This is a genomic window from Onishia niordana, from assembly GCF_004798965.1.
GTDB lineage: Bacteria > Pseudomonadota > Gammaproteobacteria > Pseudomonadales > Halomonadaceae > Onishia > Onishia niordana.
The window spans coordinates 1-16,317 of the sequence record NZ_SDSD01000009.1 but is presented as its reverse complement, the minus strand read 5'-3'; the positions used below and the strand labels follow the sequence as shown (position 1 = coordinate 16,317).

The window sequence follows — 16,317 nt, the reverse complement described above, 5'->3', positions numbered from 1 at the left end:
GATATCAACGCTAAGCCACTGCCCTGGCTTGAGGAATCAATGGACGACGATAAAGAGACAGATCCCGATAGCATGCTGGGCGCCTGGCGCCACCCGCTGGTGCGTGACCTGGGGTGGCTGTGCCTGGCACCCGACCTGTTGGCAATGCCCTGCCTGGGACGGCCAAGCCTTGGCGAGCTTGGACTCGAGAATGGCGGCTGGCGAAACTACCTGGATCGGCTGGAAGGCGACCCAGCGTTACTCGAAGCCTGGGTAGGCAATGCCGTTAGCGCCCGGCTGGGTCACTATCACGAAAAACTCTGGCAATTCCTCCTTGAGACCGCCCCCAACACCAGGCTTGTGACCCACAACCTGCCGATCATGCGCGAACGCCGCACGCTGGGTGAGCTGGATATGCTGTACCAGCAAAAGACCAGGTCTCGACGTGCGGCTGGGCAGGAACAGCAAGCAGAATCTGTACCCGTCCATCTGGAAGTGGCGATCAAGTTCTATCTGGGCATACACGAAGGACCACAGGGAGCAGACAGTCAGGCGCGCTGGATAGGCCCCGGCTGCGCCGATAGCCTTGCCGGCAAACGCAGCCACCTCTTCCACCATCAGCTACCGCTGCTCGATACCCCTGAGGCACGGCTCGCCCTCGGAGAGTTCATGCATCAAGGGAAGAACGCATCGGTGGAACTGGAACAAGAAGAACGACGGGATCATCAGCGGACGGCGATGCCTGGGGTGCTCTTTTATCCATGGGAGACTGACTCTGATCGGCCGCCGCTACCCTCACCCACCGACGCCACTGTCGACCACCTGCGCGGCCATTGGCTTTTTTGGCACGATTGGCCGACCTTCCGCGCTCACTTGAGCGCCGGCACCCGAGGAGCATGGCTGCACAAGCCTCACTGGTTGGCCCCGCCCCTCCCCGAGCAGCTAAAGCCACTCGAGAAGATAGACGCTTACCTGACCATGCGTTTCAGCAACAGCTGGGGCGCGCCGCTGCCGCTGGTGTTGCAGAGTGAAGACGGCATCTGGCAGCGACTGTTTGTGGTCGGGGACGACTGGCCACGAAAGATTCCGTTGCCACCCGCCCCGGTGGCCATCACCCGTTGACAGAGTGAAGGCCTGGCTTAGTCGCGATCAACCACCCAGGTAGTGCCTTCGCGGGAATCCTTGAGGGTGATCCCCAGAGAGGAAAGCTCGTCGCGGATACGATCAGCCTCAGAGAAATTCTTGGCCTTCTTCGCCGCGGCGCGTGCCTCGATACGTGCCTGGATTTCCTCTTCGCCGATGGCAAGCGCCTTGGCACCGGCCTGCAGGAAAGCGGCTGGATCCTGATCGAAGAGACCCAACACCTCGCCGAGACGCTTGAGCTCGAAGGCCAGCGCCGGGACGGTCTCGGGCGCATCCTTCTTGGCCACGTTGAGTTCACGGGCCAGGTCGAAGAGAGCCGCCAGAGCCTCTGGGGTATTGAAGTCGTCATCCATGGCCGCACAGAAACGCTCATCAAAGCGGGGGTCAACCGCACCCTCAATGGCCTCGACATCGTTAAGCGCATTGTAGAAACGCTCAAGTGAGCGGCGGGCATCATCCAGAGCATCCGGCGCATAGTTGATCGGGCTGCGGTAGTGACTGGCGACCAAGAGGTAGCGCACCACTTCCGCGTCGTGGACCTCGAGCACTTCGCGAATGGTGAAGAAGTTGCCCAGCGACTTGGACATCTTCTCACTGTCGACCCGCACCGCCCCGGCATGCATCCAGGTATTCACGTAGCGCGCGCCGGTGGCCGCTTCGCTCTGCGCGATCTCGTTCTCATGATGCGGAAAGGTCAGGTCCGGTCCTCCACCGTGGATATCGAAGGTATCACCCAGGCAGCAGGTCGACATGGCCGAGCACTCGATGTGCCAGCCCGGACGCCCTTCGCCCCAGGGCGAGGGCCAGCTGGCCTCACCAGGCTTGGCAGCCTTCCACAGCACGAAGTCCAGCGGGTCTTCCTTGTGCTCTCCTACATCGATACGCGCCCCGGAGCGCATCTCATCCGGGTCGCGGTTGTTGAGCTTGCCGTAATCGGCAAACTTGCGAACCCGATAGTAGACGTCACCGTTATCGGCGGCGTAGGCATACTCCTTGGCGATCAAGGTCTCGATCATCGCGACGATGTCGTCGATATGGCGGGTTGCGCGAGGCTCATGGTCCGGGCGCAACACCTTGAGACGATCCTCATCCTCGTGCATGGCGGCGATCATGCGCTCGGTGAGTGCATCGATGGCCTCTCCATTCTCCTCGGCCCGCTTGAGGATCTTGTCGTCGATATCCGTGATATTGCGCACGTAATTGACGTCGTAGCCCCGGGCGCGCAGGTAACGGGTAATGACATCGAAGGCCACCATTACCCGAGCATGTCCGATGTGGCAGAAGTCGTAGACGGTGATACCGCAGACATACATGCGCAGCTTCCCGGGCTCGATCGGCGCCAACGGCTCCTTGCGACGGGTCAGGGTGTTGTAGATCTGCATATCAGCCCTTCTTCTGTGCCTTGGCCCAACCATCTTTCAGTCCCACCGTGCGGTTGAATACCCGCTTGCCCTCGGCGCAGGCATGACGGTCGGCGCAGAAATAGCCGACCCGCTCAAACTGGTAACGCGCTTCGGGGGCGGCGTCACGAATCGACGGCTCGGCAATACCTTCAACGATGACCAGTGACTCGGGATTCAGGTGATCCAGGAAGTCGGCGTCCTTGTCCTTGTCGGGGACCTCGACCTGGAAAAGGTTGTCGTACTGGCGCACCTCGATCGGCACACCGTGCTCAGCGCTGACCCAGTGAATGACGCCTTTGACCTTCCGGCCTTCCGGGTTCTTGCCCAGGGTGTCGAAATCCACCGAGCAGCGCAGCTCACTGACGTCGCCGTCGGCCCCCTTGACCACCTCATCGCAGCGGATCACGTAGCCATTGCGCAGGCGCACTTCCTTCTCGGGCGCCAGGCGGAAAAACTTCTTCGGCGGCTCCTCCATGAAGTCGTCTTGGTCGATCCAGATCTCACGAGTGAACGGCAGTTTGCGCGTACCCATGTCGTCGCGAGCCGGGTGACCAGCGGCCTCAAAGACCTCCTCGTGTCCCTCGGGGACATTGGTCAGGACTACCTTGAGCGGCTTCATCACGCACATGGCACGCGGCGCGTTGTCCTCAAGATCCGAGCGAATGGCATGATAGAGCATGCCGATTTCGACCAAGCCACCGTCGGCGCGGGTCACGCCAATCATGTCGCAGAACTTGCGAAGCGAAGCCGGGGTGTAACCACGGCGACGCATCCCGGAAATCGTCGGCAGGCGCGGGTCGTCCCAGCCGTCAACGATCCCCTGATCGACCAGCAGCTTTAGCTTGCGCTTGGAGGTCAGGGTGTAACTCAGGTTCAAGCGCGCGAATTCGATCTGGCGCGGCTTGGCCGGTACCGGCAGGTTATCGAGGAACCACTCATAGAGCGGGCGATGATCCTCGAACTCCAGGGTGCAGACCGAATGCGTCACCCCTTCAATGGCATCCGACTGGCCATGGGCAAAATCGTAGGAAGGATAAATCTTCCACTTATCGCCAGTCTGATGGTGATTGGCCTGGCGAATGCGGTAGAGGATCGGGTCACGCAGGTTGATATTCGGCGACGCCATGTCGATCTTGGCCCGCAGCACTTTTTCGCTCTCGGCGAACTCGCCCTGCTTCATGCGCTCGAGCAAATCGAGGCTTTCGTCGGCACTGCGCTCGCGATAAGGGCTCGGCCGACCGGCTTCGGTCAAGGTGCCGCGGTACTCACGAATTTCGTCCGGTGACAGGTCATCAACATAGGCCTTGCCCTCACGGATCAAGTGCTGAGCCCAGGCATAGAGCTGATCGAAGTAATCGGATGCATAACGCACATCGCCAGCCCACTCGAAGCCCATCCAGTGAAGGTCTTCCTTGATGGCATCAATGTAGGCCTGTTCTTCCTTGGCCGGGTTGGTGTCATCAAAGCGCAGGTGACAGTCGCCACCAAACTGTTCGGCCAACCCAAAATTCAAACAGATCGACTTGGCATGGCCGATATGCAGAAAGCCATTGGGCTCCGGCGGAAAACGGGTAACGATCTTATCGACCTTGCCAGCCTCGATCTCTTCGCTAATCTGATTGCGAATGAAGTTCGGGGCGCTGGTGCTTTCATTGCTCATGGGGCGTCTGAGAACCTCTTGATGGAGTACGCTGGCGACGGATCGGCTCCTGGCCCACCCTAATCAACTCGAGTGGATGGCAGATACCGACTTCGCGCGTCGATGCAAAACAGCTATTATAGCGCGACGCAGATGCGCAACGCCAAGACGCCCCACACGACTTCCGGGAAACTGACATGATTGTTCTCCAGACCAATTACGGCGATATCACCATCGAGCTTGATTTCGACAAGGCTCCCAAGACCGCCGAGAATTTCCAGCAGTACGTGACTGACGGCCACTATGACGACACGCTGTTCCACCGCGTCATTGATGGCTTCATGGTGCAGGGCGGCGGCTTCGACCTTGACTTCAACCAGAAGCCGACGCGTGAAGCGATCGAGAACGAAGCGGATAACGGCCTGAAGAACCTCAAGGGCACGCTTGCCATGGCACGCACTCAGGACCCGCACTCGGCCACCGCTCAGTTCTTCATCAACATTGCCGACAATGACTTCCTCAATCACAGCGGCAAGAACCTGCAGGGCTGGGGTTACTGCGTATTCGGCAAGGTGGTTGATGGCATGGACGTGGTCGACAAGATCCGTGCGGTGCCCACTACCCGTCGCGGCATGCACGCCGACGTTCCGGCTGATGACGTGGTGATCCAACAGGCCTACATCAAGGATGAGGCCGCAGGCAACGCCTGACATCGAGCGCTCTCCACCGACACGCCCGCCCTTGTGCGGGCGTGTGTCGTTGTACTGCCCTTCCCTTGGCCCCTTTATTGGACAATACGACGACACACTGAGACGGCCAGCACTAAACGAATAGCACCCACTAGAACAGGCTTGCCATGACGACTCTGCTGATTTCCGATCTGCACCTGCACCCGGGAGCCCCCGAGGTCACCGATGGCTTTGTAACCTATCTGGAGCACACCGCCAGCAAGGCAGATGCTCTCTACATCCTCGGCGATTTCTTCGAGGCATGGGTCGGTGACGACATCCTCGACCTGCCAGAGGCTGAACCCAGCGGCAATGCGGCTCTCGTTAACCGTGTCGTCGAGGCCCTGCGTACGCTGAGTAGCGCAGGCACAGCCATATATCTGATGCACGGCAACCGAGACTTCCTGATAGGCAAGCGCTTTGCAGACGCCTGCGGTGCCACGCTTCTCGACGACCCGACGCGACTCAATAGCGCCGATGAACCCGTTTTGCTGATGCATGGCGACAGCCTTTGCACCCGTGACGACGCCTACATGGCATTTCGTGCCAAGGCCCGAGACCCGCAGTGGCAAGCGCAGATTCTCGCTATGTCGATCCCTGAGCGGCTGGCTCTGGCCAAGCAAATTCGCGAGCAGTCCGGCGATGCCAACTCCAATAAGGCCGAAGACATCATGGACGTGACACCGGATGAGGTGATCAAGGAAATGACGGCCCACGGCGTGACCACACTGATTCACGGCCATACTCACCGCCCTGCCGTGCACCAGGTCACGCTTGATGATCAGCCGGCCGCGCGCATCGTGCTGGGCGACTGGCAGCCGGATCAAGGCTGGGATATTCGTCTCGTGAGCGGCCAGGCCCCGGAGCTGCGTGATTTCCCGCTAGACGCACCACCAAGCGCCTGACGCTGCACCTGACGTTACGTGTGTCGCCGGCCGAGCGCTGGCACCGAAGGCCCCGTTTGGCCATAATACTGCTCCTTTTTTGTCAGAGACTTGCCATGTGGTTTAAGCACCTGCATCTCTATCGCCTGCATGATGCCCCGCAGATCACCCATGACGACCTGGAAGATCAGCTCGCCGAACAGGCCTTCCGTCCACTAGGGGGTAGTGAAGCCACCCGTCTGGGTTGGCGGACGCCGGGCGGTCGCAGTAGTGAGCGTCATCTCCATGAAATCCAGGGGCACCGTCTTCTATCAGCGCTGCGTCAAGAGCGGGTGCTGCCAGCAAGCGTGGTTCGGGAGGAAGTCGAGGAGCGCTGCGCCGACCGTGAAGTCGCGGAAGGTCGGCCACTGCCTCGCAAGGAAAAGCAGGTGATCAAGGAGCAGGTCTACGAGGAGCTGCTGCCACGCGCCTTCATCAAGAGTCAGAAAATAGACCTCTGGTGGGACACGCGCCGCGACCTGATCGCCGTCAACGCCAGTAGCCGTGCCCGTGCCGAGGAAATTCTCGACCTGTTGCGACAGACGCTGGGCAGCCTAAAAGTCACCCCACTTGCCACCCAGACCTTGCCGATCAAGGCCATGACCGCCTGGCTCAAAGAGGCGGACAGCCGTCCAACTGGGCTGATACTGGGCGATCAGGTTGAGCTCAAGGCACAAGGAGACGATGGCGTGTTGCGTGCTCGTGCCGTGGATCTGGATAGCGACGAGATCCAGACCCTGCTCGAAGGCGGACGACAGGCGCACAAACTGGCCCTTGAGGTCGAAGGGCAGCTATCACTGGTGCTGCACGATGACCTGGCCCTCAAGTCGTTACGCTTTTCCGATGCATTGCTTGATGAAGCCAGCCAGACTAACGACGGCGATGACGCCATCCTGCGCATGGAGGCCGATTTCGTGCTGATGGCGCAGACACTTGCCGAGGTCGTGGAACGCATGATCGGCTGGCTGGACGGTGAAGCCTCTACCGCGCCGCCTAGCCCATGATGATTAACGTCTGCACCTTTCAAGCCTTCAACCTGGTGATTTCTTCATCGTGACTCAAGAATCCGCCACAACAAACGACCCTTTTGCCAGCATTCGCCCCTACCAGGACGACGAGGTGGCCGACGTCATCGTGCGGCTGGCCAACAATGCCGAGCTGCTCGATGCACTAACCCAGTTCAAATTGCCAAGGCTTGCGCGGATCGCGCCTCGCTTGGCGCGCGCCATTGCCAGTTTTGGCATCCGGCGTGAGATGCGCGGAGTCAATTGCGTCTATGACTTCCAGATGCGCATCGCGAGCTACATGGATCGCATGATTCGCACCACCACCGAGACCTTCGAAGTCGAAGGCCTCGACCGGCTGAAACACGATCAGGCTTACCTGTTCATCGGCAATCATCGCGATATCGCGCTCGACCCGGCCTTCGTCAACTATGCGCTCTATCAGGCTGGTCGCAGCACGGTGCGTATCGCCATTGGCGACAACTTGCTGCAGAAACCCTATGTGTCGGACCTGATGCGACTCAACAAGAGTTTCATCGTCCCCCGCTCGGCCAAGGGCAAGCGTGCCATGCTGGCGGCTTATCAGCTGCTGTCGAGTTACATTCGCCACTCGATCGGCGCAGACAATCATTCCATCTGGATGGCCCAGCGCGAAGGCCGCGCCAAGGACGGCATCGACCGTGCCGACCCGGCCATCATCAAGATGCTGACCATGGCCGGCCGCCAGGCTGACAAGCAGGCCAAGCTCGGTGATGTCATTGGCGAGTTGCGAATGGTCCCGGTGTCGATCAGCTATGAGTACGATCCCTGTGATCTTCAGAAGGCTCGAGAACTCTATGCGATGCATACCGAGGGCGCCTATCAGAAAATCGAATTCGAGGATATTCGCTCCATCGTGGCCGGCATTACCGGCGCCAAGGGCCGGATCAAGCTGACCTTCGGTACGCCGCTGTCCGGGGACTTCGACAGTCCTGAATCCGTCGCACAAGAGATCGATAAGCAAGTACTGAATGGCTATCATCTTTTCCCGAGCCACCAACTGGCACTCGAAGCCAGTGGCCTGGCACCGGATCTCGTCGATCTCAGCGAGGTCACCGAGACGGATCGTCAGCGCTTTCGTGCGCGCCTGGCAGAGGTTCCCACTCACTTGCGTGATTGGTGGCTTGCCCAGTACGCCAACCCAGTCCTGAACCGCGCCGGACGACTCTAGCGCCTCAGGAGCCACGACCTGCCGCCGGCCCCTGACACCCTGACAGCGACCACCGGACGTCCGACGGTGGTCGATGCCCGCCGGACCGACCACCCTTAGCCCAGGCCCTCCTCCGATGGGCCACCCTCTCGAGGAGATCGCCCCATGGGCCATTCGCACTCCCCAAGCGCGACCGCCGATCACCATGCCGCCCACACACGAGAGGCCCATCGCGTCACCCTGATCGGTGCCGGCATCGACTTCGTGGTCGGCGTATTCAAACTGGTCGCAGGGTTATTGGTCGGCTCCGCGGCGCTGGTGGCCGATGGCATTCACTCCTTCTCGGACATCCTCACAGACGTCTTCGTGATCGGCGCCACCCACTTCGGCCGCCAGGCGCCCGATAGGGGCCACCCCTATGGTCACGGCCGCATCGAGACCCTGGCTACACTATGGCTGGGCAGCATCTTGATCTTCGTCGCCGGGGCCATTGCCTGGGGTAGCCTGGAGCGGTTGTTTTCCGGCACGCCGGTCCTCGCGCCGGGCCCCTGGGCGATCGGTATCGCGGTACTGGCACTACTCGCCAAGGAATGGATCTTTCGCTACACCCTCAAGGTTGCCAAGAAAGTCGGCTCCAAGCTCCTGGAGGCCAATGCCTGGCACTCCCGCTCTGATGCCCTCTCCACGGTGGTGGTGCTGGTCGGCCTGCTCGGCGCCCAGTTCGGGGCCGGCTGGCTGGATGGGGTTGCCGCCGTCGTGGTCGCCATCATGGTCGGCAAGATCGGAGGCGAGCTCTTGTGGGAGGCGAGCCAGGAACTGATCGACACCGCGCTTCCCGAGGCCGAGCAACAGAAGATGCACCATACCGCTCGCCAGGTTCCCGGCGTACGTGGCGTCCACGATCTGCGCACTCGCACCGTCGGCGGCCATGTGCTGCTCGACCTGCACCTGGTGGTACGGCCACGGGTGACCGTTTCGGAGGCCCATGAGGTCGGCAACGAGGTCTGTCGTCGCCTGTATCAGGCCTTCCCCAAGCTGAGTGACGTGACCTTCCATATTGACCCGGAAGACGATCAGGACGCTCCTCCTCAGCATCCTCTGCATGTGCTGCCACTTCGTGAGGAAGTCGAAGCCGAGCTTGCCACCGCCTGGGCTGGCCTCCCTGCCTGGGAGTCTCGTCTTACTCTTGACCTGCATTACCTGGACCAGCACATCGACGTCTCCCTCTACGTTCAGCAATTGACGCCCGAAATCAGCCTTGATGAGGCCGCCGAAAACCTGCGCCTGCATGCCGCCCGCCTGCCCTGGATCGGCCGCCTGCGAATCTGGCAGGGGCCAGGCAAGGCCTGATATATTCATTGGGCCTTAACTTCCTTCTTCAGACCCTTCGGGCAGGGAAACGTAGATGAAGCGACCCATTGCCAGCCCCGCCTTTCAACCTCAGCGCCGCCGTCTGCTGATGGGGTTGGGAGCCGTGCTGGCAGGTGCCTGCTTGGGGCTGTCGTTTCCTGTCAGTGCAACTCTTGACCAGCCTCGGCTGCGTCGCATCATGCAATCCCGCTACGGCGCCGAGAGAGTCGCGTCTTTAGATGCTTGGCTGGCATTGATAGACCGCCTGCAGCCACTGGGAGTCGCTGAGCAACTATCGGGCATCAACGAGTTTTTCAATCAGCGAATCCGCTGGCTGGATGATCGAGCCGTCTGGCAGCAGGAAGATTACTGGGCCACACCACTAGAGACGCTGGGAAAAGGTGCTGGCGATTGCGAGGATTTTACGATCGCCAAATACATAAGCCTCATGCAGTTGGGCATTCCCACTGAACGATTAAGACTGATCTACGTACGTGCAAGCATGGGACGTGGTGGGCTTTCCCAGGCTCACATGGTGTTGGGCTACTACCGCTTACCAGGAGCCGAGCCTCTGGTACTCGACAACTTGGTGGAAAGTATCCGGCCTGCCAGCAAACGACTGGACTTGACCCCCGTATTCAGTTTCAACAGTGACGGCCTTTGGACTGGGGGCTCCAGCCGTTCGCGAGCCGATCCCGTCCAGCGACTGTCGCGGTGGCGCAACGTGCTGGCCAGAATGCAGGAGCAAGGATTCCTATCATGATCGCAAACATAGCCGATGGGCAGCACAGGGAGTGTTCCGTATGTCTCTGATCAAACAGCTATGGCTCGCCATCGCAGCAGTACTGTTACTCGCCTTCGGTGGCAGCCTGATCGTGGGCCTATCAACGAGCCGGCACTATATCGAGCAGGAAGTCCGCATCAAGAATGCCGACAATGCCAACGCTCTCGCCCTTTCCATGAGTCAGCTCGACAAGGACCCTGTCACCATTGAGCTCCTGCTGGCCGCTCAGTTCGATACCGGCCACTATCGGCGCATAGAATTGCGGGCTCCCGATGGCGAACTTATTCTCGAGCGTGAGGCTCCACCGTTCATTGGCGATGTGCCTGCCTGGTTTGTCGACCTGGCCCACATCTCGGTTCCCCCCGGCCAGGCAGTGGTTCAGGATGGCTGGCGGCAATACGGGACCCTGACAATAGAGAGTCAACATAGCTACGCCTACCGCTCTCTTTGGCAGAGCAGTCAGAAGCTGGTGATGTGGTTTTCCCTTGCCGCCATCATCAGCGCCCTGATTGCTTGGCTTATCGTACGCCGCATCCGCCACCCCTTATCCGCAGTGATTGCCCAGGCCAATGACATCGGCAACCGGCGCTTCACCACCTCCCCAGAACCCAAGACGCGGGAACTGCGCGATGTTGTCACGGCCATGAACCGGCTATCCGGCAGCGTAAGAGAGATGCTGACCCGAGAAAGTGGCCAGCTGGAAGATCTAAGGCGCAAACTCCAGCAGGATGACACCACCGGCATTGCCAATCGCGCCTACTTCATGACGCGTCTCCAGAACGCGTTGGACAGCGAGGCCGAATTTCATCACGGCTGTTTAGCGATAGTGCGTGTTTCTGACCTAGAGAGTGTCAATGAGGGGCTGGGGCGGCCTGAGACAGATCGTTTCCTGCACGATTTGGCATCTGCAATGCATCTGCTGGCCCTTGAGCATCCAGGTAGCCAGGTGGGCAGGCTGAACGGCAGCGACTTTGCTATCCTGCTACCGGACGACCTTTCACCGGAAGATCTCGCCACCCAGCTCAGAGAACGGCTCCATCCGATTGCCGACCGGCAACCCGTACTACTAAGCCTACCCATCGGCATTGTGGGATTCTCACACCACGAACGCCGCGATGCCCTACTTAGCCAGCTGGATGGCGAGCTTGCGAAGGCAGAATTCCAAGGCGGCCGCACGATCAGTCTTGCCGACCAGACACAGCATCACCTGCTGTATACCAGCCATGCTGAGTGGCGCTCCGCCTTGGAGTCTGCTCTCGATCACGGCGTACAGTTGGCTCGCTACCCAGTGCTAGACGCGGTTGGCAACCTGCTGCACCTCGAGTGCCCTTCGCGCCTGTTGCTGGCCGGCGAATGGCAGCCCGCAGGGGCTTATCTAGGATGGGTTTCGCGGTTCGGGATGAACGATGCCCTGGACTTGGCCAGTATCAAAAGTGCCCTTCTCTCTCAGCAAGAAGATAATACGCCACTGGCGCTTAATCTCTCGTCCATGGCCCTCACACGCCCTGGCTTCCGTAAGCGCTTGACCGCATTGCTGATGGCTCACCCCATGGCGGCCAAGCGATTGTGGCTGGAACTCCCCGAGACAGTGGCCATCGACCATCTAGAGGACTTCAAGTCACTGTGCCATGACCTTCGCCGTTTCGGCTGCCGTATCGGGCTTGAGCACGTGGGTCAGCAGTTCACGCGTTTGGCCGACCTGCAGGACAGCGGCCTGAGCTATCTCAAGTTTGATGCCTCGCTGACCCGCGACATCGACCAACAGCATGCTCAACAGACCTTGCTACGCGGGATGGCCACACTCAGCCACTCGTTGGGTATACTGGCCATCGCCGAGGGCGTAAGCACCCCGAGCGAACATCACATGCTCTTGGAACTGGGTATGGATGGCGTAACCGGGCCAGCGATCAAGCTCGAAAGCTAAGGCATCAGCGAGCAGTTCACTACCCACGACACATACCATGACGAATAAGCCGGATTGGCCAATGACCAATCCGGCTTAGAAGGCTCAGGCAACAAAGTGGGTAAATTTCCCCAAGTTACCCACTAAATAGAATCTTCCTCGTCTTGCTCACTTAGCAGACTCACGCTGTTACGGCGCTGACGAAGGGTCTGGCGAGTCATCAGCTTTTCTCGCGCCGCCTCTGGCAGATCGGTAAAGCTAATCAAGTTGCGCTCAATCAACACGTCCACCACGTCTTCGATCACGCGAACCAGCCCCAGATCAGACTGGGCAAGCCTGGCCTCACTTTCGTTGTCTTCACGCCCCAGAAAAACATCCAGCTCCGGGGCGTCGATATCGATTTTCTCCCGACACTCGTCTGTCGCTACGCGACTGAGCTGATCGATCTCTCCCGCCTTATTCCGCTTGATGTACATGGTCCTGTTCCTGAAACGGTGCATTCCTTGCCAAGCACATGACAATGCCACCCTCTGAGGGGCGGTATGTCATAACAGGGCTCACTGGTCGATGGTCAAATTACCATTGGTCATCAGCTGATCGAGAAAATCTCTAGACGACTGGCCGTCATTCATGGCCACCCCCTCCAAAGTAATCGTCTGATCTTCCTGCCCGGCATTAGCGGCATAGTCGCCTGCAAAACCTCCGTCAGTACTGACATGCAGGATGGTATCTTCCCCATTCTCACTGAGCTCGGCATGCAGGTAGTCGTCGATTGAGCCCGCTTGCTCATCCACTAACAGCTCGGCAAGGTCAAGGGAATCTCCTTCTGCAAGCGAGAAGTCGCCTACGATATCTTGGGCTGGATCACCAACACTGCCTTCGTCACCCAGTTCCCAGGCAAAGACATCAGCACCTTCTTGGCCATAGAGGATGTCGTTGCCTGCACCACCAACTAGCGTGTCATCGCCACCTTCTCTTCCGCCAGGCGCACGCTGCCCCAGCTCATCAAGGTGGCCTTCGATGTACTCGAGGGTATCGGCCCGGCTCCAGCTTGAGTCATCAGACTCGAGTTTACGGAAAACCTCCCAGCCAGAACCAGCCGGCAGATCCAGTCCCTTGTCCAAGGCTAGTTGATCGGTATTGGGCGCGTCACCCAGGATAATATCGTCGCCCTCTCCCCCTCTCAGCACATCATCACCGGCATCGGCTAGCTCTTCACTTTCCGAGCTACCTTGAAGTGCCGCGTCCAGATCAACGTCAGTGTTGACGATTTCAACTTCGCCGACCGGGCCAGTGACGATTTCAGGCACCGACAGTTCGACACTACCGATGGTCAACTGATCCTGCTGGCCGGATCCGTTTTCCACCCCGAATCCTAGGCGATACACCCCGGTTTCAAGGGCGTCTAATTCGACTTTAGACCAGTTACGAGATGATTCAACGAGGTCTTGTGACTCAACTGACTGCCAAGTTCCACTCTCACTCTTCTTTTCAAGCAGTACAGTTGCACTGTCTTGACCTCCAAACCTATCCGTAAGATACCAGAAACTCAATTCGGAACCACCTACGGAAACAGTGAACTCAGGGCTAGTCACTGTAGTGGGAGTTCCGTCGGCCCGCTCATCGGTCAATGTTATGTATTGGTCTAAGCCATCAATGGTTTCGGTTGAGTAGTTTCCAAAAGTTACCGAATCCGTACCATTTTCAGCGGTATTATCGAAGAACTTTAGGTATTCATCATTGATACCACCGCCGATACCAATCCCCTTCACCACACTGATATCAGACAAAGGCGCAAAAGCATTGACAGAATTCTGCATCACTTCGTAGCTAGTAGAGTTGCCTGGACCCTGTCTATTGCCATCATCGTCCAAGTAGTATGTTGGATCACCATCGGTCAAGAAATAAGTGAGGTTCTGATAACCTTCCGCAACGCTATCCAGCCAATCAGTAGCCTGATTGAAACCTGCCTCGTAGTTCGTGCCACCGCCTGCAGCCAACTCGTCGATAGCCGCTTCGATACCGGACAGCGCATCGTCATTGTTGGTGATATCGAGGAAGACAGTTGATGTCGCCCCACTATCAAAATCAACCAGCTGCAGATTGATTTGACCATCATGATCGACCAGTTGAGTTGCCAGATTCTTCAAGGCGTTCTGTGCCAACGCCATGCGCGACATACCAGAGCCGGATGCATTAGCCATGCTGCCCGAGGTATCGACTATGAGGGAAACATTGTAGTTAGTGCCTGGCTGGACAATGGTCTTGGCTCCGCCAGTATCACCGAACAAGTTATCGTCACCACTACCTGACTCAATAGAGTTATTAGCATTGTTGCCAACTTGGAGATCATCGAAGATTGCAGTATCACCGGCCGACGCTTGGTTGCCGGCCTGATCTTCGACCGTGGCGGTCACGCTCAGGTCGCCGTCGGCCAAGCTGCTCAGGTCGGCGGTGGTTGCGTAGCTGCCGTCCGCTTGCACCATCGCAGTGGTGGTCACGGTGGTCGTGCCGTCGGTGATCGCCAGATTGACGGTCTGCCCGGCTTCGACGTCGGTGGTGTCGCCGCCGATGGGGGCACTGCCCGCGGTGGCGGTGTTCACGTCCGCCAGGCTCACGGTGATGCCCGCCTCCAGATCTACGCCATGCGTGGAGCTGCCGGTGCTATCAACGCTGTTTCCAGCTTCATCCGTGGAGCTTACGACCACGTCGAACACGGTGTCCGCCGCCAGATCACTGCCCTCAACGCCCACGCTCCACTCGCCGTTGCCATCTACGGTAGTGGCGTAGTCGGTGCCATTGATGGTCATGGCCACGCTATCGCCTGCGGAGATGTCGCCGCCGGTTGCGGTACCGGTGACCAAGATGGTCTGACCGGCCTCGCTAGCGTTGATCACGTCATCGTCGGTAATGGTAGCCACATTGACGGTGCCGGCCACGGCATTGGTGTCGCGGGTTGCGGTGTCATCGTTGGTCGCCTGATTTCCTGCCTGGTCTTCGACGGTGGCGGTCACGCTAAGGCCGCCGTCAGTGAGGCTACTCAGATCGGCCGTAGCGGTATAGCTGCCATCGGCCTCGACCACAGCGCTGACTGTCACATCGGCGGTAGTGGTATGTTCGTCGCGAATGACTAGGGTCACGACCTGTCCGGCTTCCACGCCGTTCGTCGTGCCGTTGATCGGGGTGGTTGCCACGTTGGCGCTATTGACGTCATCCAGGCTGACGGTGATATCCGCAGCCAGATCCACACTATGCTCGGAGCTGCCGGTGCTATCGACGTCATTGCCGGCCTCATCCGTGGAGCTCACCACCACATCGAACGCAGTGTCCAGCACCAAGTCGCTGCCCTCAACGTCCACGCTCCAATCGCCGTTCTCCCCGACGGTGGTGGCGTAGTCTTGGCCGTTGATGGTCATGGTCACGCTATCGCCTTCGGCGATGTCGCCGCCGGTCGCGGTGCCGGTGACCGTGATGGTCTCGCCCGCTTCCTGGGCGTTGATCACGTCATCGCTGGTGATGTTATTCACGATGACCGTGCCGGCCTCGGCACTGGTGTCCAGCGTCACGGTGTCGGTGCGCTCGACGCTGTTGCCGTCGTTGTCGGTGCTATTGGCGGTCACGGTGAGTTCGCCGTCGGCCAGGCCGCTGACGTCAACGCCGGTCACGGTGTAGTCGCCGTTGGTGCCCACGGTGACGGTGGCGGGATCGAGGGTGAGCTCGCCGCCCTGACCGTCGGTGATCACCAGGCTGTCGAGGCTGTCGCCACCTTCGCCGATGGTGCCGGTGATGGTGGCGGTCTCGTTTTCATTGATGACGTCATCACCGCTGTTATCACCGTCGCCGGCGTCGGTGATGGTGACGCTGGCATTCGTGATGCTGCCGTCGTCGTTGTCATCGTCGCCGTAGGTGAAGTCCTTGGCCACGGTGTCGGTGCGCGTGACGCTGTTGCCGTCGTTGTCGGTGCTATTGGCGGTCACGGTGAGTTCGCCGTCGGCCAGGCCGCTGACGTCGACGTCGGTCACTTCGTAGTTGCCGGTGGTGGCGTCGACGGTAATGTCGTCCACATTCAGCACGAGGTCGTCCGTGCTGTCGTCGCCGTCGCTGATCACCAGGCTGTCGAGGCTGTCGCCACCTTCGCCGATGGTGCCGGTGATGGTGGCGGTCTCGTTTTCATTGATGACGTCATCACCGCTGTTATCACCGTCGCCGGCGTCGGTGATGGTGACGCTGGCATTCGTGATGCTGCCGTCGTCGTTGTCATCGTCGCCGTAG

Annotated in this window: 12 protein-coding genes; 8 read left to right on the top strand and 4 right to left on the bottom strand. The window is 59.4% G+C overall.

The window, feature by feature from the left end; genetic code table 11:
* The first annotated feature begins 39 nt into the window (after positions 1-39).
* Positions 40-1,101, top strand: a complete 1,062-nt coding sequence (locus ETC27_RS14775; protein ID WP_240724935.1) for a DUF1853 family protein — start codon at positions 40-42, stop codon at positions 1,099-1,101.
* Between the two features lie 17 nt (positions 1,102-1,118).
* Here the strand turns inward: ETC27_RS14775 and cysS are convergent, their stop codons facing one another.
* Positions 1,119-2,504 carry a cysteine--tRNA ligase gene (gene cysS / locus ETC27_RS14770; protein WP_136255774.1) on the bottom strand — a complete coding sequence of 462 codons (1,386 nt, stop codon included), beginning with the start codon at positions 2,502-2,504 and terminating at the stop codon, positions 1,119-1,121.
* A gap of 1 nt (position 2,505) precedes the next feature.
* Positions 2,506-4,185, bottom strand: coding sequence for a glutamine--tRNA ligase/YqeY domain fusion protein (locus ETC27_RS14765; RefSeq protein ID WP_136255773.1), 1,680 nt, complete (start codon positions 4,183-4,185; stop codon positions 2,506-2,508).
* 176 nt (positions 4,186-4,361) lie between these two features.
* Here ETC27_RS14765 and ETC27_RS14760 point away from each other — a divergent pair, with 176 nt between their 5' ends.
* The 7 genes from ETC27_RS14760 to ETC27_RS14730 all read left to right on the top strand — a co-directional run bounded on the left by ETC27_RS14760 (position 4,362) and on the right by ETC27_RS14730 (position 12,066).
* On the top strand, positions 4,362-4,874 hold the full coding sequence (locus ETC27_RS14760) for a peptidylprolyl isomerase (protein WP_136255772.1): 513 nt from the start codon (positions 4,362-4,364) through the stop codon (positions 4,872-4,874).
* Between the two features lie 146 nt (positions 4,875-5,020).
* Positions 5,021-5,797, top strand: coding sequence for a UDP-2,3-diacylglucosamine diphosphatase (locus ETC27_RS14755; protein WP_136255771.1), 777 nt, complete (start codon positions 5,021-5,023; stop codon positions 5,795-5,797).
* A 95-nt stretch (positions 5,798-5,892) separates the two neighbouring features.
* On the top strand, positions 5,893-6,819 hold the full coding sequence (locus ETC27_RS14750) for a recombination-associated protein RdgC (protein WP_136255770.1): 927 nt from the start codon (positions 5,893-5,895) through the stop codon (positions 6,817-6,819).
* Positions 6,820-6,868: 49 nt separating this feature from the next.
* Positions 6,869-8,029, top strand: a complete 1,161-nt coding sequence (locus ETC27_RS14745; RefSeq protein ID WP_240724934.1) for a 1-acyl-sn-glycerol-3-phosphate acyltransferase — start codon at positions 6,869-6,871, stop codon at positions 8,027-8,029.
* A 144-nt stretch (positions 8,030-8,173) separates the two neighbouring features.
* Complete coding sequence (locus tag ETC27_RS14740) at positions 8,174-9,358, top strand: cation diffusion facilitator family transporter (RefSeq protein WP_136255768.1); 1,185 nt, start codon at positions 8,174-8,176, stop codon at positions 9,356-9,358.
* A gap of 55 nt (positions 9,359-9,413) precedes the next feature.
* Positions 9,414-10,121, top strand: a complete 708-nt coding sequence (locus tag ETC27_RS14735; RefSeq protein ID WP_136255767.1) for a transglutaminase-like cysteine peptidase — start codon at positions 9,414-9,416, stop codon at positions 10,119-10,121.
* A gap of 40 nt (positions 10,122-10,161) precedes the next feature.
* Positions 10,162-12,066 carry a bifunctional diguanylate cyclase/phosphodiesterase gene (locus ETC27_RS14730; protein WP_136255766.1) on the top strand — a complete coding sequence of 635 codons (1,905 nt, stop codon included), beginning with the start codon at positions 10,162-10,164 and terminating at the stop codon, positions 12,064-12,066.
* 122 nt (positions 12,067-12,188) lie between these two features.
* Here the strand turns inward: ETC27_RS14730 and ETC27_RS14725 are convergent, their stop codons facing one another.
* Together ETC27_RS14725 and ETC27_RS14720 are read right to left on the bottom strand one after the other, a co-directional pair.
* Positions 12,189-12,521: a tryptophan synthase subunit beta like protein gene (locus ETC27_RS14725; RefSeq protein WP_136255765.1), complete on the bottom strand. Its 333-nt coding sequence runs from the start codon at positions 12,519-12,521 to the stop codon at positions 12,189-12,191.
* Positions 12,522-12,602: 81 nt separating this feature from the next.
* On the bottom strand, positions 12,603-16,317 hold a 3,715-nt coding region (locus ETC27_RS14720), incomplete at its 5' end, for an Ig-like domain-containing protein (protein WP_136255764.1).

Bases quoted from the DNA above. Each gene is read 5' to 3' on its own strand.
- cysS (WP_136255774.1), bottom strand. From the start codon at position 2,504: ATGCAGATCTACAACACCCTGACCCGTCGCAAGGAGCCGTTGGCGCCG.
- ETC27_RS14755 (WP_136255771.1), top strand. From the start codon at position 5,021: ATGACGACTCTGCTGATTTCCGATCTGCACCTGCACCCGGGAGCCCCC.
- ETC27_RS14730 (WP_136255766.1), top strand. From the start codon at position 10,162: ATGTCTCTGATCAAACAGCTATGGCTCGCCATCGCAGCAGTACTGTTA.
- ETC27_RS14740 (WP_136255768.1), top strand. From the start codon at position 8,174: ATGGGCCATTCGCACTCCCCAAGCGCGACCGCCGATCACCATGCCGCC.
- ETC27_RS14725 (WP_136255765.1), bottom strand. From the start codon at position 12,521: ATGTACATCAAGCGGAATAAGGCGGGAGAGATCGATCAGCTCAGTCGC.
- ETC27_RS14765 (WP_136255773.1), bottom strand. From the start codon at position 4,185: ATGAGCAATGAAAGCACCAGCGCCCCGAACTTCATTCGCAATCAGATT.
- ETC27_RS14750 (WP_136255770.1), top strand. From the start codon at position 5,893: ATGTGGTTTAAGCACCTGCATCTCTATCGCCTGCATGATGCCCCGCAG.
- ETC27_RS14760 (WP_136255772.1), top strand. From the start codon at position 4,362: ATGATTGTTCTCCAGACCAATTACGGCGATATCACCATCGAGCTTGAT.
- ETC27_RS14735 (WP_136255767.1), top strand. From the start codon at position 9,414: ATGAAGCGACCCATTGCCAGCCCCGCCTTTCAACCTCAGCGCCGCCGT.
- ETC27_RS14775 (WP_240724935.1), top strand. From the start codon at position 40: ATGGACGACGATAAAGAGACAGATCCCGATAGCATGCTGGGCGCCTGG.